The following is a 22801-nucleotide window of genomic DNA, read 5'->3' on the forward strand; positions in this document are numbered from 1 at the left end:
TCCTCCGGGTTCTCCCGGGCGGGAACCGGGTGCGCGCCGGGCCGCGGGAGTGTAGGCGGCGGCGGAGCGGTCGGTACCGTGGAGGAGTGAACGCCGCGCTCCCCGACTCCGACCGCACCGCCGCCGCCCCGGCCGCCGCCTTCGACCAGGGGTCGTACCAGATCCGCTTCGACTGGGGCGCCCGAGGCCTCCGGGACCTCGCCCCGGCACACATCACCGTGCTGGTCGACGCGCTCCCCGGAGGCGCGGACGACGCGATCGACCCCGACGGGATCGACGGCCACGTCGTCCGCGCCGGCTTGGCCGACCGCACCGCCGTGGCCCGCTGGATCCTCGAGCGCCAGCACGAGAACGGCGGCCGGACCAGCGTCAACGTCGTCGCCGTCGGCGAGCTCGACCCGAGCGGCGAGCCGCGCTTCGCCGTCGAGGACCAGCTGGCCGCCGGCGCGCTGATCGACGCCCTGATCGGGCTCGGCATCGACCACGCCTCGCCCGACGCGGCCGTCGCCTCGGCGTCCTACGAGGGACTCCGCCGGGCGTGCGTCCACCTGCTGACCGCCTCCGCCACCGGCCGCCTGCTCACGGCGCAGGGCCGCGGGGCGGAGATCTCCGCCGCCGCCCGCGTGGACACCGTCGACACGGTGACGGTCCTGCGCTCCCCGCGCTGACGGACCGGGCCTGAGCGTCTCCGCAAGGGGTGCGGCCGCGCTCGACCCGCGGGGCCGGAGCGGCGTAGCGTTCCCCGGGAGCGGAGGACCGCCTCCGCCGATCGTCTCCGCGACAGGAAAGCTGGCCCGAATGAAAGCCGTCCTCAACGACGTCGTCATCGCCGACGCCCCCGACTCCGACCTCATCTCGATCGAGGGCAACTGGTACTTCCCGCCCACGAGCGTGAACAACGACTACCTGGTGCCGAGCAGCACCCAGTACACCTGCCCGTGGAAGGGCGAGGCGCAGTACTACGACGTGAAGTCCGACGACGGGATGCTCAAGGACCGCGCCTGGTCCTACCCGACGCCGTACCCTACCGCGTTCGACCGCGTCGGCAAGGACTTCTCGGGCTATCTCGCGTTCTGGAAGGACGTGAAGGTCGTCGACTAGCCCTCGACGCGGTCCGCGCGCTCGGCGCTCCGGCGCCGGTGCGCGCGGACCTTCGCCCGGTTGCCGCAGCGCTGCATCGAGCACCAGCGCCGCGAGCCGGCCCGGGAGGTGTCGAGGTAGAGGATCCGGCAGTCCTCCGCGTCGCAGCGGCGCAGCCGCCCCGGAGTGCCGCCGCCCAGCAGGTCCACCGCCTCGCGGGCGAGGGTCGAGAGTGCCTGCCGCGCCGCCGCGTGCGAGCGGCCGGCCTGGCGCGAGCCGCCGGAGAGCGACGGCGGGACGTCCGGCATCGCGGCGAAGAGGTTGACGACGTCGACGTCCGCCGGGTCGCCCGCGACACCCCGCTCGGCGGCGACCGCCAGCCGCGAGACCGCGCCGCGCAGCATCAGCGCGTCGTCGAGCCGCGCGTCGCGGGCGGTGGCGTCGACGGCGTCGAAGCGCTCGGCGAGCCACGCCGCCAGGGCCTCGTCGGAGTCGAGGCGCTCGCCGGGGATCCCGCGCAGCGGTCCGGTGCAGGCGAAGTCGAGCGCCAGGCTCCCGGAGTCGAACCACCAGCGCAGTCCGCCCGCGTCGACCAACCACTGCCCGGTGCTCGGCACCCGGCCGCGGACCACGCGATGCGGTGCGCCCTCGCTCACGCCGAGCGCTCGCTCGCGGCCGGTCGCGCCGGCACCTCGCGGCGCCGCCACTCGATCGCGTTCGCGGCCTCGAAGCGCCGGGCGCACCTCCCGCAGGCCAGCGGCCGGCTCGGGCGGCGGTGCCGGTAGAAGAGGTGCCCGCTCGGGCAGCTGCCGACCCACGGGGCCAGCTCGTCCGCGGTCGGATTGCTGTGCGTGCGGTCGCCGGTGTAGCCGAGCGCGGTGGCGATCCGCCGCCACGCGGGCCCGTGCCCGGCCTTCGGGCCGGCGAGCGCGTGCGCGACCTCGTGCAGCAGGGTCTGGTGCACCTCCTCGTCGCTCCACCGCGCGGCGAGGTGCCGCGAGACGGTGATGCGCCGGTCCTTCCAGTGGCAGGCGCCGCCGCGGGTGCGGGCGTGATCGAAGGCGAAGCTCCACGAGGCGTCCAGGTGCTCGCGCAGCAGCGCGTCCGCCCAGCGGGCGACCTGGTCGAGCTCAGCCATCGGTCGGATCGGCTCCGGGGCTCAGGCCTCGTCGCCCTCGGCGCGGCGGCGGCCGCGCACGGCGCCGTCCGCCCGGGGGCCGCGGGTCGACTCGTCCTGGAACTCGGAGGCGGCGGCGAAGCCGAGGCGCGCGACCTCGAGCTCCTCCTCCTCCACGCCGACCCGCTCGCCGAGCGCGGTCGCCGCGTCGAAGTCTCGCGCCGCCTGGCTGTACTCGCCGCTCTCGAAGAGCGCGAGCCCGCGGTGCTTGAGTGCGAAGGAGTGCTCGACGTGCCACTCGTGCGTGCGCGCCTCCTCGACGCAGAGCGTCAGCTCGGAGAGCGCCTCGTCCGAGCGGTCGCGCAGCTGCATGAGGCGCGCGCGGCGGACGCGCGCGGTGAGCAGCTCGGCGCGGTCGCCGGAGAAGCGGGTGCGGCGGACGGCCTCGGTGGCGATGTCCCAGGCCTCGTCGAGGCGGCCGAGCAGGCGCAGCAGCTCGGCCTTCTCGGTGAGCGCGGCGAGGGAGCGCAGCGCGCCGATCTCCTCCAGGCGGTCCTGGGCGGCGTCGACGTCGATCTCCTCGCGGAGCGTCGCGGGGTCGTGGCGGATGATGATGCTCAGGGCGGTTCTTCCTCGTGGATGCGGATCCGGATCGGCGCACGCGGCGGCGAGAGGACGGAGGGGGCTCTGGCCCCCGTCCACTGTACGGGCAACCGGGCCGGGGCGCCCGGCCCGGGCGCGCGGGGTCGAGGTCGGCCCCGGCGACGTTCCTCAGCCCCTGCGTCGCTCCTCAGCCCCGGCGGACCTGGAAGATGCTGCGCGCCGGCAGCGGCGAGGGCGTGGCGGTGTCGTCGGTGACGACCGAGGCGCCCCCGAGGAAGTTCTCCAGCTCGCGCCCCTGCACCAGCTTCGCCGGCGCCGGGTCGGAGGCCAGCCGCCGCGGCAGCCCGTCCACCGGCAGCGGGGAGGGCGAGGCGAGCATCACCACGTTGCCGAAGCGCTTGGCCTTCAGCATCTGGGTGTCGGTCATGATCGCCGTGTGCGCGAAGACCGCCGCGAGCGTGGCGGCCTGCGCCCGGGCGAAGGCCAGCGCCCCGCCGTCGGCCACGTTGACCGCCACGACCCCGGTGGGCGCGAGCAGCGGAGCGATCTCGCGGTAGAACTCGGCGCTCGTGACGTGCGCGGGCGTCCGTGCCCCGGAGAAGATGTCGACCACGACGACGTCGACGGTGCCGAGCAGCCCCGGCGGCAGCTTGCCGAGCACCTCGCGGGCGTCGCCCTGGCGGATCCGGATCTGCGCGCCGCGGGGCAGTGGGAGCGCCTCCCGCACCAGGTCGACCAGCGCCGCCTCGATCTCGACGACCTGCTGCCGTGAGCCGGGCCGGGTCGCCGCGACGTAGCGGGGGAGGGTCAGCGCGCCGGCGCCCAGGTGCAGCGCCGTCACGGCCTCGCCCTCGGGCGCGAGCAGGTCGATCGCGTGGCCGATCCGCCGCACGTACTCGAAGGAGAGGTGCGTCGGGTCGGCGAGGTCGACGTGCGACTGCGGGGTCCCGTCGACGACGAGGGTCGCCGCGTCGGAGGAGTGCCGGTCGGGCTCGATCTGCGCGAGGAATCCGCTGGCGAGCACGGCGCGGGGGTGCTCGGAGTCGTCGCCGCGTCGGCGACCGGTGCGTTCGGCCATCCGACCAGTCTGCCGTGCCGCGCAGCAGGGGAGGCGGGGCGGGAGAGGAGGAGCAGGAGAGGCGGGGAGGGAGAGACGGAGCGGGCGAGACCCTCGACCCGGTCGTATACCCGAGGCCCGTGCCGGGCGCAAGCACCTGCACTTGCGCGGCGTGGCGCAGTGCATCTATAGTTGTACTTTGCGCTCCCGAGTGCCGAGTCGTCATATTGCGGTCGACCAGCCATCGGAACCCGGCATCAGATGGTGGATGCCGATGCCACACTCTAGCCCCCGCCCCGAAGGCCGCGTCAAACCGGTCGCTTCGTCGCTGCGGCCGCGTCACCGCGGTCACGGAATGGGGAGCAGGACGTGTCGGCCCGCCCGGCGGGAGCCCACTCCACACATCCCACAGATTGAGACCCGCGAGGGTCTACGGAGGTTCCTTCCTTGGCTGCTGCGCCCAACGCAACCACCACCTCACCCAAGAACGGACGCGGAGCTTCGCGTCTCTCGTTCGCCAAGATCAGCGACACCCTGACGGTTCCGGATCTGCTCGCGCTGCAGACCGAGAGCTTCGACTGGCTCGTCGGCTCGGAGGCGTGGAAGACCCGCGTCGCCGAGGCGAAGGCGGTCGGCCGGGAGGATCTCCCCGCCAACTCCGGACTCGACGAGATCTTCGAGGAGATCTCCCCGATCGAGGACCTCAGCGAGACGATGCAGCTGAGCTTCACGAACCCGTACCTCGAGCCCGAGAAGTACACGATCGAGGAGTGCAAGGAGCGCGGCAAGACCTACGCCGCTCCGCTGTACGTCGAGGCCGAGTTCATGAACCACCTCACGGGTGAGATCAAGACCCAGACGGTCTTCATGGGCGACTTCCCCCTGATGACCGAGAAGGGCACGTTCATCATCAACGGCACCGAGCGTGTCGTCGTGTCCCAGCTCGTCCGCAGCCCGGGCGTGTACTTCGAGCGCCAGCAGGAGAAGACGTCCGACAAGGACATCTACTCCGCCCGCGTCATCCCCAGCCGCGGTGCCTGGCTCGAGTTCGAGATCGACAAGCGCGACCAGGTCGGCGTCCGCATCGACCGCAAGCGCAAGCAGTCGGTCACCGTCTTCCTCAAGGCCCTGGGCCTGACGAGCGAGGAGATCCTCGAGCAGTTCGCCGGCTACGAGTCGATCGAGCTGACCCTCGAGAAGGACAACATCCTCACCAAGGAGGACGCCCTCCGCGACATCTACCGCAAGCTCCGCCCGGGCGAGCAGGTCGCCGCCGAGGCCGCCCGCGCGCTGCTGGACAACTTCTACTTCAACAGCAAGCGCTACGACCTCGCCAAGGTCGGCCGCTACAAGATCAACCGCAAGCTCGGCATCGACAAGGCGCTCTCCGACTCCGTGCTCACGGTCGAGGACATCATCGCGACCATCAAGTACCTGGTCGCGCTGCACGACGGCCGCACCAACCTGCCCGGTGTGCGCGACGGCGCCGCGGTCGACCTCCGCCTCGACGTGGACGACATCGACCACTTCGGCAACCGCCGCATCCGCGCGGTCGGCGAGCTCATCCAGAACCAGGTCCGCACCGGTCTGTCCCGCATGGAGCGCGTCGTCCGCGAGCGCATGACCACGCAGGACATCGAGGCGATCACCCCGCAGACCCTGATCAACGTCCGCCCCGTGGTGGCCGCGATCAAGGAGTTCTTCGGCACCTCGCAGCTGTCGCAGTTCATGGACCAGAACAACCCGCTCGCGGGTCTGACCCACAAGCGCCGCCTGTCGGCGCTCGGCCCCGGCGGTCTCTCCCGTGAGCGCGCCGGCGTCGAGGTCCGCGACGTCCACCCGTCGCACTACGGCCGCATGTGCCCGATCGAGACCCCGGAAGGCCCGAACATCGGCCTGATCGGCTCGCTCGCGTCCTTCGCGCGCATCAACTCGTTCGGCTTCATCGAGACCCCGTACCGCAAGGTCGTCGACGGCGTCGTCACCGCGCAGATCGACTACCTCACCGCGTCCGAGGAGGACGAGTACCTGGTCGCCCAGGCGAACGCCCCCCTCACCTCCGACATGCGCTTCGCCGAGGGCAAGGTCCTGGTCCGCCCCAAGGGCGGAGAGGTCGAGCTCGTCGACGCCGAGCGCGTGCACTACATGGACGTCTCCCCGCGCCAGATGGTCTCGGTCGCGACCTCGCTGATCCCGTTCCTCGAGCACGACGACGCGAACCGCGCGCTCATGGGCGCGAACATGCAGCGTCAGGCCGTCCCGCTGCTGCGCAGCGAGTCGCCCGTCGTCGGAACCGGCATGGAGGGCTTCGCGGCCATCGACGCCGGCGACGTCATCACGGCCGACAAGGCCGGCGTGGTCCAGGAGGTCTCCGCCGACTCCGTCACCGTCCAGCTGGACGAGGGCGGCACGCAGACCTACTTCCTGCGCAAGTTCGACCGCTCGAACCAGGGCACCTCGTACAACAACCGCGTGGTCGTCTCCGCCGGCGAGCGCATCGAGGTCGGCGAGATCGTCGCCGACGGTCCCGCGACCGAGAACGGCGAGCTCGCGCTCGGCAAGAACCTGCTCGTCGCGTTCATGCCGTGGGAGGGTCACAACTTCGAGGACGCGATCATCCTCAGCCAGAACCTGGTGAAGGACGACGTCCTCTCCTCGATCCACATCGAGGAGTACGAGGTCGACGCCCGCGACACCAAGCTCGGCAAGGAGGAGATCACCCGCGACCTCCCCAACGTCAGCCCGGAGCTCCTGGCCGACCTGGACGAGCGCGGCATCATCCGCATCGGCGCCGAGGTCCGCCCCGGCGACATCCTCGTCGGCAAGGTCACGCCCAAGGGCGAGACCGAGCTCTCGGCCGAGGAGCGCCTGCTCCGCGCGATCTTCAACGAGAAGAGCCGCGAGGTCCGCGACACGTCGCTGAAGGTGCCCCACGGCGAGCAGGGCACCATCATCGGCGTCAAGGTGTTCGACGCGCAGGACGGCGACGACGAGCTCGGCTCGGGCGTCAACCAGCGCGTGGTCGTCTACATCGCCCAGAAGCGCAAGATCACCGAGGGCGACAAGCTCGCCGGCCGCCACGGCAACAAGGGCGTCATCTCGAAGATCCTGCCGGTCGAGGACATGCCGTTCCTCGCCGACGGCACCCCGGTCGACATCGTGCTCAACCCGCTCGGCGTCCCCGGCCGGATGAACTTCGGCCAGGTCCTCGAGATCCACCTCGGCTGGATCGCGAAGCAGGGCTGGAAGGTCGAGGGCAAGCCCGAGTGGGCCAAGCGCCTGCCCGAGCACGCCCGCGAGGCCGCTCCCGGCACCAAGGTCGCCACCCCGGTGTTCGACGGTGCGGCGGAGGAGGAGCTCGCAGGGCTCCTCGACTCCACCACCCCGACCCGCGACGGCGAGCGCCTGATCGGCTCGTCCGGCAAGACGCAGCTGTTCGACGGCCGCTCGGGGGAGCCCTTCCCGGACCCGGTCTCGGTCGGCTACATGTACATCCTGAAGCTGCACCACCTCGTCGACGACAAGATCCACGCGCGCTCGACGGGCCCGTACTCGATGATCACCCAGCAGCCGCTCGGTGGTAAGGCGCAGTTCGGCGGCCAGCGCTTCGGCGAGATGGAGGTGTGGGCCCTCGAGGCCTACGGTGCCGCCTACGCGCTGCAGGAGCTCCTCACCATCAAGTCGGACGACATCCTCGGCCGCGTGAAGGTGTACGAGGCCATCGTCAAGGGTGAGAACATCCAGGAGCCGGGCATCCCGGAGTCCTTCAAGGTCCTCATCAAGGAGATGCAGTCCCTGTGCCTGAACGTCGAGGTCCTCTCGGCGGACGGCACCGCGGTCAGCCTGCGCGACACGGATGACGAGGTCTACCGCGCCGCGGAGGAGCTCGGCATCAACATCTCCTCCCGGTTCGAGTCGTCCTCCGTCGACGACATCTGATCCCGCGCCAGCATCTGACGACTCCCCGTCTCTGACGAGACACCCTGTTTTCCGACAAGGAGAAAACATTGCTCGACGTAACAACTTTTGACGAGCTGCGCATCGGCCTCGCGACGGCCGATGACATCCGTCGCTGGTCGCACGGTGAAGTGAAGAAGCCCGAGACCATCAACTACCGCACCCTCAAGCCCGAGAAGGACGGTCTGTTCGGCGAGCAGATCTTCGGACCCTCGCGCGACTGGGAGTGCTCCTGCGGCAAGTACAAGCGGGTCCGCTTCAAGGGCATCGTCTGCGAGCGCTGCGGCGTCGAGGTCACCAAGTCCTCGGTCCGCCGCGAGCGGATGGGCCACATCGAGCTCGCCGCCCCCGTCACCCACATCTGGTACTTCAAGGGCGTCCCCTCGCGCCTCGGATACCTGCTGGACATGGCGCCGAAGGACCTCGAGAAGGTCATCTACTTCGCGGCGTACATGATCATCGACGTGGACGACGACGGCCGTCACGCCGACATGCCCGGCCTCGAGAACGAGCTCCGGCTCGAGATCAAGACCCTCTCGGACCAGCGCGACTCCCGCATCGCGGACCGCCTGGCGCGCCTCGAGACCGACCTCGCCGCCCTGGAGGCGGAGGGCGCGAAGAGCGACCAGAAGCGCCGCACCAAGGACGGCGCCGAGAAGGAGATGGGCCAGATCCGCAAGTCCTTCGACGAGGACATCGCGCGACTGGAGAGCGTGTGGGAGCAGTTCCGCACCCTGAAGGTCGGCGACCTCAAGCCCGAGGACGCCGTCTTCAACGAGCTCGTCGACCGCTACGGCGTCTACTTCGAGGCCTACATGGGCGCCGAGGCGATCAAGAAGCGCCTCGAGCAGTTCGACCTCCAGGCCGAGGCCGAGACGTTGCACCTGCAGATCGCCGAGGGCAAGGGTCAGAAGAAGATCCGCGCCATCAAGCGCCTGCGCGTCGTCAACTCGTTCCTCGCCACCGGCAACTCGCCGGCCGCGATGGTCCTCGACGTGGTCCCGGTCATCCCGCCGGAGCTGCGCCCGATGGTCCAGCTCGACGGTGGCCGCTTCGCCACCTCCGACCTGAACGACCTGTACCGCCGCGTCATCAACCGCAACAACCGCCTCCGCCGCCTGCTCGACCTCGGTGCCCCCGAGATCATCGTGAACAACGAGAAGCGCATGCTCCAGGAGGCGGTCGACGCCCTCTTCGACAACGGCCGCCGCGGCCGTCCCGTCACGGGCACCGGCAACCGCGCCCTGAAGTCCCTGAGCGACATGCTCAAGGGAAAGCAGGGTCGCTTCCGCCAGAACCTGCTGGGCAAGCGCGTCGACTACTCGGGCCGCTCGGTCATCATCGTCGGACCGCAGCTCAAGCTGCACCAGTGCGGTCTGCCCAAGCAGATGGCGCTCGAGCTGTTCAAGCCGTTCGTCATCAAGCGCCTCATCGACCTGTCGCACGCGCAGAACATCAAGGCCGCCAAGCGCATGGTCGAGCGCTCGCGTCCGCAGGTCTGGGACGTGCTCGAGGAGATCATCCGCGAGCGCCCCGTCCTGCTCAACCGCGCGCCCACCCTGCACCGACTCGGCATCCAGGCCTTCGAGCCCCAGCTGGTCGAGGGCAAGGCGATCCAGCTGCACCCGCTCGTCTGCGCCGCGTTCAACGCGGACTTCGACGGCGACCAGATGGCCGTCCACCTGCCCCTGTCGGTCGAGGCCCAGGCCGAGGCGCGCATCCTGATGCTCGCCTCGAACAACATCCTCAAGCCCTCCGACGGCCGCCCGGTCACCCTGCCCACGCAGGACATGATCATCGGCCTGCACCACCTGACGACCATCCGCGAGGGTGGCGCCGGTGAGGGCCGCGCGTTCTCCTCCGTCTCGGAGGCGATCCTCGCGAAGGACCAGGGCTCGCTGCACCTGAACTCGAAGGTCCGCATCCGCATGTCGGACGTGTACTTCGCTCAGGGTCAGACCCCCGAGGGTGTCGAGATCGACGACAAGGGCAAGGTCACCGCGCCCGTCCTCCTCGACACGACGCTCGGCCGCGCCCTCTTCAACGAGGCTCTGCCGGTCGACTACCCCTACTTCGAGCAGGTCGCCGACAAGACGACCATCTCCGGGATCGTCAACGACCTCGCGGAGCGCTACCCGAAGGTGGAGGTCGCCGCCTCGCTCGACCGCATCAAGGACGCCGGCTTCTACTGGGCCACCCGGTCCGGTGTGACCGTCGCCCTCTCGGACATCCTCACCCCGCCCTCGAAGCCCGTCATCATCGCGGGCTACGAGAAGAAGGCGGCCAAGGTCGAGTCCGAGTACGACAAGGGTCTGACCACCCAGGCGGAGCGCCGCCAGGAGCTCGTGAAGATCTGGACCGAGGCGACCGACGAGGTCGCCAAGGCGATGCGCGCGAACTTCCCGATCGACAACACGATCAACCGCATGGTCACCTCCGGTGCCCGTGGAAACTGGCTGCAGGTGCGCAACATCGCCGGCATGCGCGGTCTGGTGAACAACCCGAAGGGCGAGATCATCGCCCGACCGATCATCTCCTCGTACCGCGAGGGACTGTCGGTCGCCGAGTACTTCATCGCCACGCACGGTGCCCGCAAGGGTCTGGCCGACACCGCGCTCCGCACCGCGGACTCGGGCTACCTGACGCGTCGACTCGTCGACGTCTCGCAGGACGTCATCATCCGCGAGGACGACTGCGGCACGACCAAGGGCCTCGACCTGCCGATCATGCTCCAGGACGCCACCGGCGCCTGGATCCAGGACTCGAACGTCGAGAACTCCGTCTACGCCCGCTCGCTCGCCACCGCGGCGACGAACGAGGCCGGCGAGGTCGTGGCCGAGGCCGGCGAGGACGTCGGCGACGTGCTCATCGAGAAGCTCGTCGGTGCCGAGGTCCGTCACATCAAGGTGCGCTCGGTCCTGACCTGCGAGTCGGCCGTCGGCGTCTGCGCGGCCTGCTACGGCCGCTCGCTCGCCACCGGCAAGCTCGTCGACATCGGAGAGGCCGTCGGCATCATCGCGGCCCAGTCGATCGGCGAGCCCGGCACGCAGCTCACGATGCGCACCTTCCACACCGGTGGATCGGCCTCGGCCGACGACATCACGCAGGGTCTGCCCCGCGTGCAGGAGCTCTTCGAGGCCCGCACCCCCAAGGGTGCGTCGCCGATCGCGGAGGCCGCCGGTCGCATCACGATCGAGGACACCGACCGGGCCCGCCGGGTCATCCTCCAGCCGGACAACGGCGACGAGGCGGTCATCTACCCGGTGCTCAAGCGCTCGCAGCTCCTCGTCGAGGACGGCCAGTCGGTCGTGCTCGGTCAGCAGCTGCACGTGGGAACGGTCGACCCCAAGGAGGTCCTGCGCGTGCTGGGCGTCCGGGAGGTCCAGAAGCACCTCGTCGGCGGCGTCCAGGGCGTCTACCGCTCGCAGGGCGTCCCGATCCACGACAAGCACATCGAGGTCATCGTCCGGCAGATGCTCCGCAAGGTCACCGTCGTCGACCACGGCGACACCGACCTGCTGCCGGGTGAGCTCGTCGACCGCTCGCGCTACAGCGAGGTCAACCGTGCGGCTCTGACCGAGGGCAAGCGGACCGCGTCCGCCCGCCAGGAGGTCATGGGAATCACCAAGGCCTCGCTCGCGACCGAGTCGTGGCTGTCGGCCGCGTCCTTCCAGGAGACCACCCGCGTCCTGACGCAGGCGGCCATGGAGGGCAAGCGCGACCCGCTGATGGGCCTCAAGGAGAACGTGATCATCGGAAAGCTGATCCCGGCCGGAACGGGTCTGCCCCGCTACCGGAACGTGTCGGTCGAGGCGACGGAGGAGGCGAAGGCCGAGCGGTACCCCAACCGCATCTTCGCCGACGACGCCGCGTTCAGCGACGCGGACCTCTCGTTCGTCGACTTCGACTCGTTCTCGAGCGACGGCTACGAGCCCGGCAACTACAGCTGAGCACGGTCTGAGTGACGAAGGGCCCCGCCGGGAGACCGGCGGGGCCCTTCGTCGTCCGCGGCACCGTGAGGGCGGGACGACGCGGGACGGCGGCCTCGCGCGGCGCGCGGTAAGGGCACCCTGACTGGGGGTCCGTCGATTCCCGACAGCGAGCCCGAACGGGGGCCCCGGGATGATTGACTTCTCGGACGTTCGTCCGGTCGATCCCCTGAACCCGCTCAGCAGGGGTCGCGGCGGTGAGGAAACGTGCGGATGAGAGTCCTGATCGCCGTGCTGGCCGCCCTTCTCGTGGTGGTCGGTGCCGTCGTCGTGCCGTCGGGCACCGCGGCCGCCGCGGCGGCAGCCACCGCCCCTCCGCCGGCGACCTGCGGCATCGCCGAGCTCGCCCCGGTCCTCCCGGGCGACGACGTCGAGTCCACGGCGGCGGCCTCGCTGGTGCCGATCCTGGTGCTGCACGGCTGGCTCGGCACCGCGACGCACGACGAGTCGCGCACGGGCGCCTTCTCGCACCTGGTCGACCTGGTCGCCACCAACGGCGTCGACCAGCCGGTCACCACCTCCCAGCGCTCGCTCATCGGCGCGTTCCAGGACACCGAGGGCGCCGTCGTCTACACCTTCGACTACCGCGATCTCGCGGCCCGCTGGGTGACCGATCCCGGCATCGCCGACGCCCTGGCCTCCTCGATCGCCTGCCTCACGGCGGCGACCGGCCACCGGGCCGTCGTCGTCGCCCACTCGATGGGCGGCCTCGCCGCGCGCCAGGCCCTCAGCCAGAGCGTCGACGGAGTGCCGGTGGAGTCGATGGTGCGCGAGGTCGTCACCTTCGGCACGCCCAACACCGGCTCGGACCTCGCCCTCCGCCTCGGCCAGATCATCGACTCGACCGGCACGGTCAGCCCCGCGGTGGTCGGCGGACTCGAGCCGCAGTCGCGCCTCGGCATCTCGGCGCTGCTCGCCTCGTGCGGCGCGGCGGCCTCGGAGGACGCGGGCAAGGCGGGGGAGTGCACGGGCATGCCCATGATCGACGCGCTGTCCTCGCAGGCGGGGATCGCCCTGCGCACCGGCTCCACGCAGCTCGCGGCCCTGCCGCCGTGGCCGGAGAGCGTCCGCGTGGTCTCGCTCGCCGGCGACATCCGCGTGACCATCGCCTCGGTCCTGGGCTCGCGGACGGGCTCGGTGTCGCTCGGCGACATCATCGTCGCGCCGCCGTCGGCCGAGGCGGGCGTCGACGACTACGTCGTGTCGACCTGCTACTACACGCTGCTGTCGATGCCGGACGTCCCGTCGGTGCTCGCGGAGCTGAACCCGATGGCGCGGCTGGGCGACGCGCTGCGCTTCTCCGCGATGGTGGTCGCCATCGACGCCAGCCCCTGCCACCACGCCAAGCTGATGCGCAACGTCGAGCTCGCCGGCCACGCCGAGGCGGAGGTCGCCGGTGCGGTGGCGGACGAGCTCGGCATTCCGCGCCTCGGCGCCGTGCGCGCCGGGCAGCACCTCCTGCCGCCATCGGACGAGCCTCGCCGCCCCTTCCGCCCCTGACCGGCGGGACATGATGTCCGGAGTTTTGACGCGGCCCTGATCGAGCGCCTACGGTCGAGATCGGCCGAAGGGGCGGCCGCCTGGGGGACAGGCAGCGCGGCTCGCGCGGCTCGCACGCCGAGCGCGAGCCGCGCCCGTCCCGCGCGTCCGGCTGCCTCTGTGACCTCCCGAGTAGCCGATGTGCGCGACGACTGTCGGCGATCGTCTACGCTCGGGTGCACCGGGGACGCCGAAGCCGCCCCGCTCACCCGCCTCCGGAGGCACGATGGGCACCGACACCCCGCCCGAGGTCCCGCCGCGACCGGCCCGTCTCAGCCGTGAGCAGGTCCGGACCCGGCTGCTCGACGCCGCCCTCGCGGTCGTCCGCGCGGAGGGCCTGCGCGTCGGCGTCTCGCACCTGCCGCTCGAGGACGTCATCCGCTCCGCCGGCGTGCCGCGCAGCACGGTCTACCGGATCTGGCCCACCCGCCAGGCGTTCTACGACGAGCTGGTCGCCGCGATCCCCGAGCGGATCCTCACGGCCCGGCTCGACCCCACCTCGCTCACCGCGGGGGACGCGTACCTGCATCGCCGCCTCGCCGAGCAGCCGACCCCCGAGCAGATGCGCGAGATCCTCGTCGCCTCGCTCACCGTCGCGATCGAGGCCAACTACGACAACGTGTTCGCCTCCCAGCACTGGCGCAACTTCGTCGCCCTGATCGGCGCGGTCGACTCGCACTCGGAGTCGGCCCGCGTCGCGATCCACGAGGCCCTGCACTCGCGCCAGGTGCACTTCATCGAGAACATGGCGAAGTACTACCGGCACACCCTCGCCGAGGCGGGCCTGCGCCTGCGCTCGGGCCGGGAGGAGGAGTACGCCGTGCTCGCCTCCGCGATCTCGTCGTTCGTCGAGGGACTCTGCGTCGCCCGGATCGCCGCGCCCGAGCTGGTGACCGGACCGATCGATCCGGGCCGGCCGGACTCGCCCTCGCTCGTGGTGGCGGGCACGCTGATGCTGATCGACGGCTTCTGCGAGCCCGTGCCGTCCGCGCCCACCGGGTCCGCACCGGCGGAGGACGCCGCGCTCTAGCGGTCGGCGGGAGGCTCGTCCTCGGCGACCGGCTCGAGCATCCCGTCGACGATCGAGCGGATCGTCCAGGCGGTGAGGCTCCACTCGACGGGCTCGCCGTCCAGGCCGGGCGCCGTGACGACGGCGTCGAGCTCGTCGTCGAGCAGCCGCCCGCGGTGCACCAGCCCGTCCGTGACGATCGCGGTGAGGTGCGCGAGCTGGAGCGTGGTGAAGCCGGGCCGGAGCGAGGCGCTGAACTGGTCCAGGACGTCCTGGTAGTAGTCGCGCAGCCGCTGGCTGAGCATCGTCTCGAGCCGGCGGGCGGTGGCGCGCACCGCCTCGCGCGCGGGCCCCTCCTCCATCGAGAAGGTGCACGCCAGCAGAGCGTTGTAGGAGGACCAGTCGACGGAGGCGCGAAGGGTCTCCACGCTGGAGTTCGCACCGATGCGGATCATCTCCCAGGCCACCTGACGGCGGCCCACCGCGGTGCCGAGGTGGGCGGAGGAGCGCTCGTAGACCTCGGTCATCGCCCGCTGGGCGTCGGGATCCGCGCCGTCGGCGAAGCGGTCCGCGACGAAGATCTCGCCGATGAGGTCGGCGACGAACTCCTCCCGCGTGCTCCAGATCCGGTAGACCGAGCTGCGCGGCACGGCGGCCAGGCGGATGTACTCCTCCATCGGCAGGTGGGCGAAGCCGACCGTGAGCCCGTGGGCCGAGATGACCTCGCGGGCGGCGCGGAGCATCCGGGCCCGCACCTGGTCGGCGGGGATCCGGGTCGAGCGGAGGGCGGTCTCGTCGGAGTCGTTCATCGTCACGGAGACTAGCCCTCCTGGGCGGGGCGCGAGCAAGGAGGGGGATCCGCGGTCGGCGGAGATGCGCTGATGGTCGTCGGGACGGAATGTCCCGTGCGTGGCTCGGCCGGTCCTCCTTTCGCTACGGTTCGATCCAGGACGGACCCGACCGTCCTCGCAAGGGGTTTCCGTGGCGGAATTCGAGAAGTTCGCTGTGACCGTGGTGAGCGGTCTGTCCATCGAGCGCGCGGCTCTCGCGGCGCTCCTCGTCGACGTCCTCCCGCACCTGAGTGTCGCGGACCCGGACGCCGCCGAGGCGGACACGATCGCGGTCCTGGACCTCGACCGGGTCGCGCCCGAGGTGCTGACCAGCACGCTCGCGGAGGTCAGCGCGCGGCATCGCGGCCTGGTGGTGCTGTCCGCGTCGGACTCGCTCGAGGCCGTCCGCGCCGTGCTCCGCCTCGAGCGCACCGCCTTCGTCTGGAAGGGCGACGAGCCGGGCGAGCTCGTCGCGGCCCTGGTGTCGGTCGCGTCCGGCCGCTCCTGGATCTCGGAGGCGGCCCGGCACCGCTTCCTCGCCGCCGGCGAGCACCGCCGGCCCGTGCTCAGCCGGCAGGAGAGCCGCGTCATGCGCTCCTACGGGTCCGGCACGGCGGTCAAGGACGTCGCCCTCGACATGCGGATCGCCGAGCACACCGTGCGCACCTACATCAAGCGGATCAAGGCCAAGTACCTCGACGCCGGCATCGCGCTGGAGTCACGGGTCGACTTCTACCGCCACCTCGACGGGCACGACGTCGCGATCCGCAACGGCCGCGACCGGGTGCGGCCCGGCCTGCAGGAGACGGGCGGCGGCGTGCGTGGCGAGGTCGCCTCGTGAGGCGAGCAGGATCGCGTTGCCGCTCCCGCGCCCCTCGGCGTAGCTGAGCGGACCGACGGCGGCGACCACCGGCAGCACGCGCTGCACCTCCCGCCGGAGCCGCCGCAGGCGCCGGTGATCGGCGTCGTCGGCGACGTTGACCGCGAGCAGGCCGACGCCCTCGACCAGCCCGGCGAGACCGCCGAGCACCTCGGTGCGGTAGAAGGGCTCCGGGATCTCGTCGCCGTCGTAGACGTCCAGCACGACGAGGTCGGCCCGCGGCACGGCGAGGGGTCCGGCGGCGTCCGCGGTGACGCTGCGCAGCCTCGTCCCGGTGGGGAGCGGTGCGTGCGCCAGCACGAACTCGACCAGCCCGGCGGCGCGCTCGACGACCGTCTGCTCGGAGCCAGGGCGGGTGGCGGCGACGTAGCGCGCGAGCGCCAGCGCGCCCGCACCGAGGTGGAGGACCGTCACGGGCGCTCCCGCCGGCCCGAGCGCGTCGACCGCGGAGCCGAGCCGGGCCAGGTACTCGAGGCCGAGCTGCTCGGGCGCGCGGAGATCGATCAGGGACTGCTCCGAGCCGTCGATCTCCAGCACCAGCGAGCCCTCGCGGATCGGGTCGGGCTCGAGCGAGACCAGGGCCCCACCGGGGAGACGGGCGGAGGGGGGCACCCGCCCACGCTAGCGGGCGCTCCCGCCTCGCGCCGGACCGCGGCCGCGGCTACGGTTGCAGCCATGGCCGCCCTCATCCTGCTCGACGTCGACGGCGTCCTGAACCCGTCCGTCTCGAGCGACCGCGCGGCGGGCGGCCACCGGCTGATGCTCGAGCCCGAGCGCGAGGACCTGGTGCGCCGCCTCGCCGCCGTCGGCACGATCGTCTGGGCCACCACCTGGCCGCCGAAGCTCACCTCGGTGCTCGCGGACGATCTCGGTCTGCCGGCCGGCACCGAGGCGATCGTCTTCGGCGGTGGACTCCCGCGCGACCCGCGCTTCCCCGGGCAGACCGGCAAGCTCCAGCCCGTCGCCGTCTGGCTCGAGCAGGCACGGGACAGGTTCGCGATCGACGCCGTCGTCTGGATCGACGACAACCTCCGCGGCGACGCCTTCGACTGGGCCCGCGAGCAGGAGACCCCCTTCCACCTGATCGTGCCCGAGGCGGCCGCCGGCCTGACGGCGGACGAGGTCGCCGGCGCGGAGTCGTTCCTCGCGGGGCTCGGTGCCCGTCCGGCGTCACACGGCGACATCCGGGAATAGCGGTCCCCCTCCCGCTGGTTGGGTGGAGGGTGCGGACGCGTGCGATCGATCGCCGTCCGCTCCTCCCCACCCCACCGAACCGTGCGCGGCTCCGGCCGCGATCCGGTCGTGAGACACCGCGATGCACCGAAGGAAAGACACTGTGACGCTCCTCCCCGCCCGCACCTCGCTGCGCATCCTGCTCGGCACGACCGCGGCCGCCGCCGCCCTCGTCCTCGCCGGCTGCGCCCCCGCCTCCACCGACGACGTGGTCTCCGGCTCCAGCGACGACAGCACCGCCTCGACCGCCTCCGGGCTGACGCTCGCCGAGGTCGAGGAGTCCGGGAAGCTGACCATCGGCACCGAGGGCACCTACTCCCCGTTCTCCTTCCACGCGGACGGCGGCACGGGCGACCTCACCGGCTACGACGTCGAGGTGATCACCGCGGTCGCCGAGAAGCTCGGCGTCGAGCCGGAGTTCGAGGAGACGCAGTGGGACGCGATGTTCGCGGGACTGGACGGCGGCCGCTTCGACGTGATCGCCAACCAGGTCTCGATCAACGACGAGCGCAGCGCGAAGTACGACTTCTCCGAGCCGTACTCGGTGAGCCCCGGCGTGGTCGTCGTGCCGGCCGACGACACCGAGATCACCTCGCTGGACTCGCTCTCCGGCAAGACCACCGCGCAGTCGCTCTCGAGCAACTGGTACACGCTCGCGCAGGACAGCGGCGCGACCGTCGAGGGCGTCGAGGGCTGGGCCCAGGCCGTCGCCCTCGTCGAGCAGGGCCGTGTGGACGCGACCCTCAACGACCGTCTCACCTGGCTGGACTGGTCGACGACCTACCCCGACCAGGCCGCTGGCCTCAAGGTCGCCGTGACGACAGACGACAGCTCCTCCAGCGCCTTCACCTTCCCGAAGGGCTCGGACGACCTCGTCGCCGCGGTCGACGGCGCCCTCGACGAGCTGCGGGCCGACGGCACCCTCGCCTCCATCTCCGAGCGCTACTTCGGCGCCGACGTCTCCCAGTAGCCAGGCCTCAGGCGGTGGGTCTCGATACGCCCCTCCGGGGCTGCTCGACCAGCAAGAAGGACGCCTGCGGCGCTGGTCGCCGCTTCCGACGGTCGGCTGCGACATGCTGATCGAGTAGCCCGCGCAGCGGGCGTATCGAGATCCACCGTCGCCGAGACGCGAGACTGCAGACCACCGTCTCGGCCACGGTGGGTCGCGATCCGTCCCTCCGGGGCTGCTCGACCAGCATGGGTCGGCCGACACCCCCGCTTCGCAAGGCCGAGCGGCCCCGAGAAATGCGTGCCAGCATTTCTCGGGAGCGGACGCGACCCGCTCTGCTCACGCGCCAACTCGAGAAGCCGACCGCGGTCTTCTTCCGCTTCAGAGGAAGAAGACACAGCAGCACCGCATGCGTGCCAGCATTTCTCGGAAGCGGACGCGACCCGCTCTGCCCCACGCATCCACCTCGACAAGCCGACCGCGGTCTTCTCCCGCCTCCGGCGGGAGAAGACAAGATGGAACTGTTCTTCAGGTCGTTCTGGCCGATCCTGTCGGGCGGCATCGTCGGCACGATCCCGCTGGCGCTGTCGAGCTTCGTGCTCGGCCTGGCCCTCGCGCTGGCCGTCGCGCTGATGCGCCTCTCGCGGGTGAAGGTCCTGGCCTGGATCGCCCGGGCGTACATCTCCGTGATCCGCGGCACCCCGCTCCTGGTGCAGCTCTTCGTGATCTTCTACGGCCTGCCCAGCCTGGGCGTCAAGATCGACCCCTGGCCGAGCGCGATCATCGCCTTCGCCCTGAACGTCGGCGGCTACGCGGCCGAGGTCATCCGCGCCGCGATCCTCAGCGTGCCCAAGGGGCAGTGGGAGGCGGCGCACACCATCGGCATGGGCCGCGGTCTCGCCCTGAGGCGGATCATCCTGCCGCAGGCCGCGCGCGTCTCGGTGCCGCCGCTCTCCAACACGTTCATCTCGCTGGTCAAGGACACCTCGCTCGCCTCGCTGATCCTGGTGACCGAGCTCTTCCGCCAGGCGCAGAAGATCGCCACCGCCTCGAGCGAGTTCATGCTGCTCTACCTCGAGGCCGCCCTCATCTACTGGCTCATCTGCCTCGTCCTCTCCAGCGGCCAGAGCCTCCTCGAGAAGCGATTGGACCGCTATGTCGCCCGTTGACGCCCCCTCCGGCACCGCAGGCCGCCCCGCCGACGGCGACCGGCCCGTCCTCCGCGCCACGGGGCTGCGCAAGTCCTTCAGCGGAGTCGAGGTCCTCCGCGGCATCGACCTCGAGATCCGCCGCGGTCAGGTCATCGCGCTGATCGGCCCGTCCGGCTCGGGCAAGACGACGGTGCTGCGCTCGTTGAACAGCCTCGAGGTCCCCGACGGCGGCCTGCTCGAGCTCGCGGACGGCTCGGTGCTCGACTTCGGCGGGCCGGTCGGCAAGCGCGCCCTCACCGCGCTGCGCGACCGCTCGGCGATGGTCTTCCAGCACTTCAATCTCTTCCCGCACCTCACCGTCCTGCAGAACGTCACGGAGGGCCCGCTCCGCGTGCAGCGCCGCCCGGCGTCCGAGGTGGTCCCGGAGGCGGAGGCGCTGCTCGAGCGCGTCGGTCTCGGCGGCCGCGGCGGCGCCTACCCCTTCGAGCTCTCCGGCGGCCAGCAGCAGCGGGTCGGCATCGTCCGGGCCCTCGCGCTCCGGCCCGACCTGCTGCTCTTCGACGAGCCGACGTCGGCGCTCGATCCCGAGCTGGTCGGCGACGTCCTCTCGCTGATGCGCGAGCTGGCGGGCGAGGGCTGGACGATGCTCGTCGTCACGCACGAGCTGGAGTTCGCCCGGCAGGTCGCCTCCGAGGTCGTCTTCATGGCGGACGGGGTGGTCGTCGAGCGCGGCGCCCCTGCGCAGATCCTCCGCGAGCCGCAGGAGCCGCGCACCCGGCAGTTCCTGCACCGCCTGCTGCACCCGCTCGAGTAGCGCACCGGCCCGCAGAGGCGTCGCACCGGCCCGCGGCGGCGTCCCCCGTCCCGGGGTGGGCGCGGCGGTCGCTCGTCCCGCGCGGACCCGTGCCTAAGCTGTCGGAGTGACGGGGAACAGCGAAGCCGAGACCACGCGGATGCCGACGACGGGCGACGGGACCGAGCCGACCCGGGAGTACGTCTGGCCCGAGCCGGAGCCGGGCGGCCGACGTCCCGCGACCGGCGCCACCGCCGTGCAGGAGGCGCAGCCCGCGTCGCCGTCCCCGCTCGGCTCCGTCGAGCCGGAGCCGGAGCCCGCCCGCCGGAAGGGCAACCGCCTCGCCGGCCTCGCGATCGCCCTGCTCACCACCGCGGTCTTCGCCGCCCTGTATCTCGTCGCCCTCACCGCGATCCGCGTGCTGATCGACGCCGTCGAGGGCGACCCCGTGGCGATCGCGCTCGCGCAGGGCCTCACGGCCGTCTTCCTCCTCCCGGTTGCCGCCTTCTTCGTCGGCCTCGCCCTGATCGTCCTCGCCGTCAACCGCGCGGGCTGGTGGGCCTACGTCCTCGGCGGCTTCTTCGTCGCCCTGCTCGGCGGCGCGGCGGCCCTCGTCGGCGCCTGGTCCGCGGTCGGCGGCTTCGCCGTGCCGCAGGACCGTACCGCCGTCGTCGACTTCCTCCGCGACCCCGCGACCCTCCTCGCCGTCGCCGCGGCCGCCGTGCTCGCCCGGGAGGTCAGCGTCTGGGGCGGGAGCCTCATCGCCGGCCGCGCGCGGGGAGTGAAGCGCCGCAACGCCGAGCGCGACGCCGCCGCGCAGTCGTGACGCCCGCCGGCCCGGGGGAGCAGGGCCGCGGCGCCGGGCTCGGCTACGGCATCGCCCTCGCGGCGTTCGCGTCCTTCCTCTACCTCGCCCTCGTGGTCTGCGCGTTCGGCGTGCTCAGCCTGCTGCTGGACCAGGACGTCGTCCCCGAGCGCGACGCCGGCCCGATCCTCGGCCCGGTCGTGGTGGCGGTCTGCGTCCTCGCCGTCCTCGTCTCGATGATCACACTCGCCGCCCGGCCCGGCGTCAGCCGTCTCGTCGGCCCCTCGCTGCTGACGGCGGTCGTCGTCTACGCGCTCTTCCTCCTGGTCGGCGGCGCGATCTACGGCCTGGGCCTGGGGGAGCCGGGCGCCATCCTCCGCTTCGTCGTCGACCACGCCGCGACGCCGTTCGCGATCGCCGCGGGCGTGCTGGCCGGAGCGGTGCAGATCCTCTTCCTCGCGATGCTCGCCCGCCGCGACGCCGGCGGCGGGACCCCGCACTGGGGCTGGGAGGGCGACGAGCGCGAGTGAGGCTACCGGGCCGCGTTCTCGCCCAGGGCGAACACCGTCCGGTTGACCGCCCCCGTCACTCCCCGTAATATTCTTCGGGTGTGCGCTTTGTCGTGCGCTCGTGTCGTGCCTCCGGGCCGGCGCAGTGCCGCGCTTCGCTCCACCGGGTCCGCGAGGACCCGCGGGTTCGTCCGATCGGGCGGCCCCCACGGCATACCCCTCCTCCTCCAGGTCTCCGCTCGTCGGTGCCGAGAGGGAGTCGGGTCCAGATGAACTCGGCCGTCTCGGAGACGGGCAGGCCGAATGTCGACCATCGATCCGCTGTCACCGTGCAGCATTCAAGGAGCAAATCAGTGCCAACGATTCAGCAGTTGGTCCGAAAGGGACGCACGCCGAAGGTCACCAAGACCAAGGCGCCCGCCCTGAAGGCCAACCCCCAGCAGCGCGGCGTCTGCACGCGCGTCTACACGACCACGCCCAAGAAGCCGAACTCGGCCCTCCGCAAGGTGGCCCGCGTGAAGCTCTCCAACGGCACCGAGGTCACGGCCTACATCCCCGGTGAGGGCCACAACCTCCAGGAGCACTCGATGGTGCTCGTCCGCGGCGGTCGTGTGAAGGACCTCCCCGGTGTCCGCTACAAGATCGTTCGCGGCGCCCTGGACACCCAGGCCGTCAAGAACCGCAAGCAGGCTCGCAGCCGGTACGGCGCGAAGATGGAGAAGAAGTAATGCCTCGTAAGGGACCCGCTCCTAAGCGCCCCGTCGTCGCAGACCCCGTCTACGGCGCCCCGGTCGTCAGCCAGCTCGTGAACAAGATCCTCCTGGACGGCAAGAAGGGCCTCGCCGAGCGCATCGTCTACGGCGCGCTCGAGGGGGTCTCGACCAAGAACGGCCAGGACGCCGTCGTCACGCTCAAGAAGGCGCTCGACAACGTCCGTCCGACCCTCGAGGTCCGCAGCCGCCGCGTCGGCGGCTCGACCTACCAGGTCCCCGTCGAGGTCAAGCCGCACCGCGCCAACACCCTCGCCCTCCGCTGGCTCACCAGCTACGCGAAGGCCCGTCGCGAGAAGACGATGACCGAGCGTCTCATGAACGAGATCCTCGACGCGTCGAACGGTCTGGGCGCCGCTGTCAAGCGTCGCGAGGACACCCACAAGATGGCCGAGTCGAACAAGGCCTTCGCGCACTACCGCTGGTAGCGCACCCCGCGCCCGCCCTCGGCGAGCGCGACCCCCGGTCCCGCGGCGCGCGCCTTCGCGCGTGCGCCGCGGTCCCGGACCCGGCGGCGGATCCTCGGATCC

At 71.5% G+C, this 22801-nt stretch carries 20 protein-coding genes; 15 read left to right on the forward strand and 5 right to left on the reverse strand.

Annotated features, from left to right (window positions below; translation table 11 throughout):
* The first annotated feature begins 86 nt into the window (after nucleotides 1-86).
* Entirely contained in the window at nucleotides 87-668 is a 582-nt protein-coding gene (locus EDF45_RS03645) for a 2-phosphosulfolactate phosphatase (RefSeq protein WP_123735015.1), read from the forward strand.
* 130 nt (nucleotides 669-798) lie between these two features.
* Nucleotides 799-1101, forward strand: a complete 303-nt coding sequence (locus tag EDF45_RS03650; RefSeq protein WP_123445021.1) for a DUF427 domain-containing protein — start codon at nucleotides 799-801, stop codon at nucleotides 1099-1101.
* Here EDF45_RS03650 and EDF45_RS03655 read toward each other — a convergent pair.
* From EDF45_RS03655 to EDF45_RS03670, 4 genes are all read right to left on the reverse strand, one after another.
* Complete coding sequence (locus EDF45_RS03655; protein WP_260311752.1) at nucleotides 1098-1736, reverse strand: CGNR zinc finger domain-containing protein; 639 nt, start codon at nucleotides 1734-1736, stop codon at nucleotides 1098-1100. The two genes, EDF45_RS03650 and EDF45_RS03655, sit on opposite strands and share 4 nt — an antisense overlap.
* On the reverse strand, nucleotides 1733-2218 hold the full coding sequence (locus EDF45_RS03660; RefSeq protein ID WP_123735016.1) for a SprT-like domain-containing protein: 486 nt from the start codon (nucleotides 2216-2218) through the stop codon (nucleotides 1733-1735). The genes EDF45_RS03655 and EDF45_RS03660 overlap by 4 nt, the downstream gene beginning before the upstream one ends.
* A gap of 21 nt (nucleotides 2219-2239) precedes the next feature.
* Nucleotides 2240-2899: a hypothetical protein gene (locus EDF45_RS03665; protein WP_185019941.1), complete on the reverse strand. Its 660-nt coding sequence runs from the start codon at nucleotides 2897-2899 to the stop codon at nucleotides 2240-2242.
* A gap of 88 nt (nucleotides 2900-2987) precedes the next feature.
* Entirely contained in the window at nucleotides 2988-3878 is an 891-nt protein-coding gene (locus EDF45_RS03670) for a spermidine synthase (protein WP_123733504.1), read from the reverse strand.
* Between the two features lie 426 nt (nucleotides 3879-4304).
* On the opposite strand from EDF45_RS03670, the gene rpoB reads away from it, so the two are divergent.
* The 4 genes from rpoB to EDF45_RS03690 all read left to right on the forward strand — a co-directional run bounded on the left by rpoB (nucleotide 4305) and on the right by EDF45_RS03690 (nucleotide 14372).
* Nucleotides 4305-7796, forward strand: a complete 3492-nt coding sequence (gene rpoB / locus EDF45_RS03675; protein ID WP_123702077.1) for a DNA-directed RNA polymerase subunit beta — start codon at nucleotides 4305-4307, stop codon at nucleotides 7794-7796.
* A 68-nt stretch (nucleotides 7797-7864) separates the two neighbouring features.
* Nucleotides 7865-11764 carry a DNA-directed RNA polymerase subunit beta' gene (locus EDF45_RS03680; RefSeq protein WP_123445025.1) on the forward strand — a complete coding sequence of 1300 codons (3900 nt, stop codon included), beginning with the start codon at nucleotides 7865-7867 and terminating at the stop codon, nucleotides 11762-11764.
* 252 nt (nucleotides 11765-12016) lie between these two features.
* The gene (locus EDF45_RS03685; RefSeq protein WP_123735017.1) at nucleotides 12017-13303 is read left to right on the forward strand and encodes a triacylglycerol lipase; all 1287 of its coding nucleotides are present in this window, start codon (nucleotides 12017-12019) and stop codon (nucleotides 13301-13303) included.
* A 265-nt stretch (nucleotides 13304-13568) separates the two neighbouring features.
* Entirely contained in the window at nucleotides 13569-14372 is an 804-nt protein-coding gene (locus EDF45_RS03690) for a TetR/AcrR family transcriptional regulator (RefSeq protein ID WP_123735018.1), read from the forward strand.
* Here the strand turns inward: EDF45_RS03690 and EDF45_RS03695 are convergent.
* Complete coding sequence (locus EDF45_RS03695; protein ID WP_148060213.1) at nucleotides 14369-15160, reverse strand: hypothetical protein; 792 nt, start codon at nucleotides 15158-15160, stop codon at nucleotides 14369-14371. The genes EDF45_RS03690 and EDF45_RS03695 overlap by 4 nt on opposite strands.
* A gap of 172 nt (nucleotides 15161-15332) precedes the next feature.
* Here EDF45_RS03695 and EDF45_RS03700 point away from each other — a divergent pair, with 172 nt between their 5' ends.
* The 9 genes from EDF45_RS03700 (at nucleotide 15333) to rpsG (ending at nucleotide 22699) form a co-directional block, all read left to right on the forward strand.
* On the forward strand, nucleotides 15333-16022 hold the full coding sequence (locus EDF45_RS03700) for a LuxR C-terminal-related transcriptional regulator (RefSeq protein ID WP_123735020.1): 690 nt from the start codon (nucleotides 15333-15335) through the stop codon (nucleotides 16020-16022).
* Between the two features lie 714 nt (nucleotides 16023-16736).
* The gene (locus EDF45_RS03705; protein ID WP_123735021.1) at nucleotides 16737-17255 is read left to right on the forward strand and encodes an HAD domain-containing protein; all 519 of its coding nucleotides are present in this window, start codon (nucleotides 16737-16739) and stop codon (nucleotides 17253-17255) included.
* 142 nt (nucleotides 17256-17397) lie between these two features.
* Nucleotides 17398-18264 (forward strand): amino acid ABC transporter substrate-binding protein, encoded by an 867-nt coding sequence (locus EDF45_RS03710; RefSeq protein WP_374204781.1) that lies wholly within the window; start codon nucleotides 17398-17400, stop codon nucleotides 18262-18264.
* Nucleotides 18265-18758: 494 nt separating this feature from the next.
* A complete protein-coding gene (locus EDF45_RS03715) occupies nucleotides 18759-19412 on the forward strand; it encodes an amino acid ABC transporter permease (protein WP_123445032.1) in 654 nt (217 codons plus the stop codon).
* On the forward strand, nucleotides 19399-20208 hold the full coding sequence (locus EDF45_RS03720; RefSeq protein ID WP_123735023.1) for an amino acid ABC transporter ATP-binding protein: 810 nt from the start codon (nucleotides 19399-19401) through the stop codon (nucleotides 20206-20208). The genes EDF45_RS03715 and EDF45_RS03720 overlap by 14 nt, the downstream gene beginning before the upstream one ends.
* Before the next feature lie 106 nt (nucleotides 20209-20314).
* Nucleotides 20315-21013 carry a hypothetical protein gene (locus EDF45_RS03725; protein ID WP_148060214.1) on the forward strand — a complete coding sequence of 233 codons (699 nt, stop codon included), beginning with the start codon at nucleotides 20315-20317 and terminating at the stop codon, nucleotides 21011-21013.
* Complete coding sequence (locus tag EDF45_RS03730) at nucleotides 21010-21522, forward strand: DUF6121 family protein (protein ID WP_123735025.1); 513 nt, start codon at nucleotides 21010-21012, stop codon at nucleotides 21520-21522. Before EDF45_RS03725 ends, EDF45_RS03730 begins: the two co-directional genes overlap by 4 nt.
* 332 nt (nucleotides 21523-21854) lie before the next feature.
* A complete protein-coding gene (gene rpsL, locus EDF45_RS03735; RefSeq protein ID WP_011186743.1) occupies nucleotides 21855-22229 on the forward strand; it encodes a 30S ribosomal protein S12 in 375 nt (124 codons plus the stop codon).
* Entirely contained in the window at nucleotides 22229-22699 is a 471-nt protein-coding gene (gene rpsG / locus EDF45_RS03740; protein WP_056037355.1) for a 30S ribosomal protein S7, read from the forward strand. The genes rpsL and rpsG overlap by 1 nt, the downstream gene beginning before the upstream one ends.
* The last annotated feature ends 102 nt before the right edge of the window (nucleotides 22700-22801 follow it).

The organism is Rathayibacter sp. PhB186 (genome assembly GCF_003751825.1).
GTDB lineage: Bacteria > Actinomycetota > Actinomycetes > Actinomycetales > Microbacteriaceae > Rathayibacter > Rathayibacter festucae.

Excerpts from the sequence above, each read along its gene's own strand:
- EDF45_RS03650 (WP_123445021.1), top strand. The coding sequence starts at position 799 with ATGAAAGCCGTCCTCAACGACGTCGTCATCGCCGACGCCCCCGACTCC.
- EDF45_RS03660 (WP_123735016.1), bottom strand. The coding sequence starts at position 2,218 with ATGGCTGAGCTCGACCAGGTCGCCCGCTGGGCGGACGCGCTGCTGCGC.
- EDF45_RS03670 (WP_123733504.1), bottom strand. The coding sequence starts at position 3,878 with ATGGCCGAACGCACCGGTCGCCGACGCGGCGACGACTCCGAGCACCCC.
- EDF45_RS03685 (WP_123735017.1), top strand. The coding sequence starts at position 12,017 with ATGAGAGTCCTGATCGCCGTGCTGGCCGCCCTTCTCGTGGTGGTCGGT.
- EDF45_RS03690 (WP_123735018.1), top strand. The coding sequence starts at position 13,569 with ATGGGCACCGACACCCCGCCCGAGGTCCCGCCGCGACCGGCCCGTCTC.
- EDF45_RS03695 (WP_148060213.1), bottom strand. The coding sequence starts at position 15,160 with ATGAACGACTCCGACGAGACCGCCCTCCGCTCGACCCGGATCCCCGCC.
- EDF45_RS03705 (WP_123735021.1), top strand. The coding sequence starts at position 16,737 with ATGGCCGCCCTCATCCTGCTCGACGTCGACGGCGTCCTGAACCCGTCC.
- EDF45_RS03715 (WP_123445032.1), top strand. The coding sequence starts at position 18,759 with ATGGAACTGTTCTTCAGGTCGTTCTGGCCGATCCTGTCGGGCGGCATC.
- EDF45_RS03720 (WP_123735023.1), top strand. The coding sequence starts at position 19,399 with ATGTCGCCCGTTGACGCCCCCTCCGGCACCGCAGGCCGCCCCGCCGAC.
- rpsG (WP_056037355.1), top strand. The coding sequence starts at position 22,229 with ATGCCTCGTAAGGGACCCGCTCCTAAGCGCCCCGTCGTCGCAGACCCC.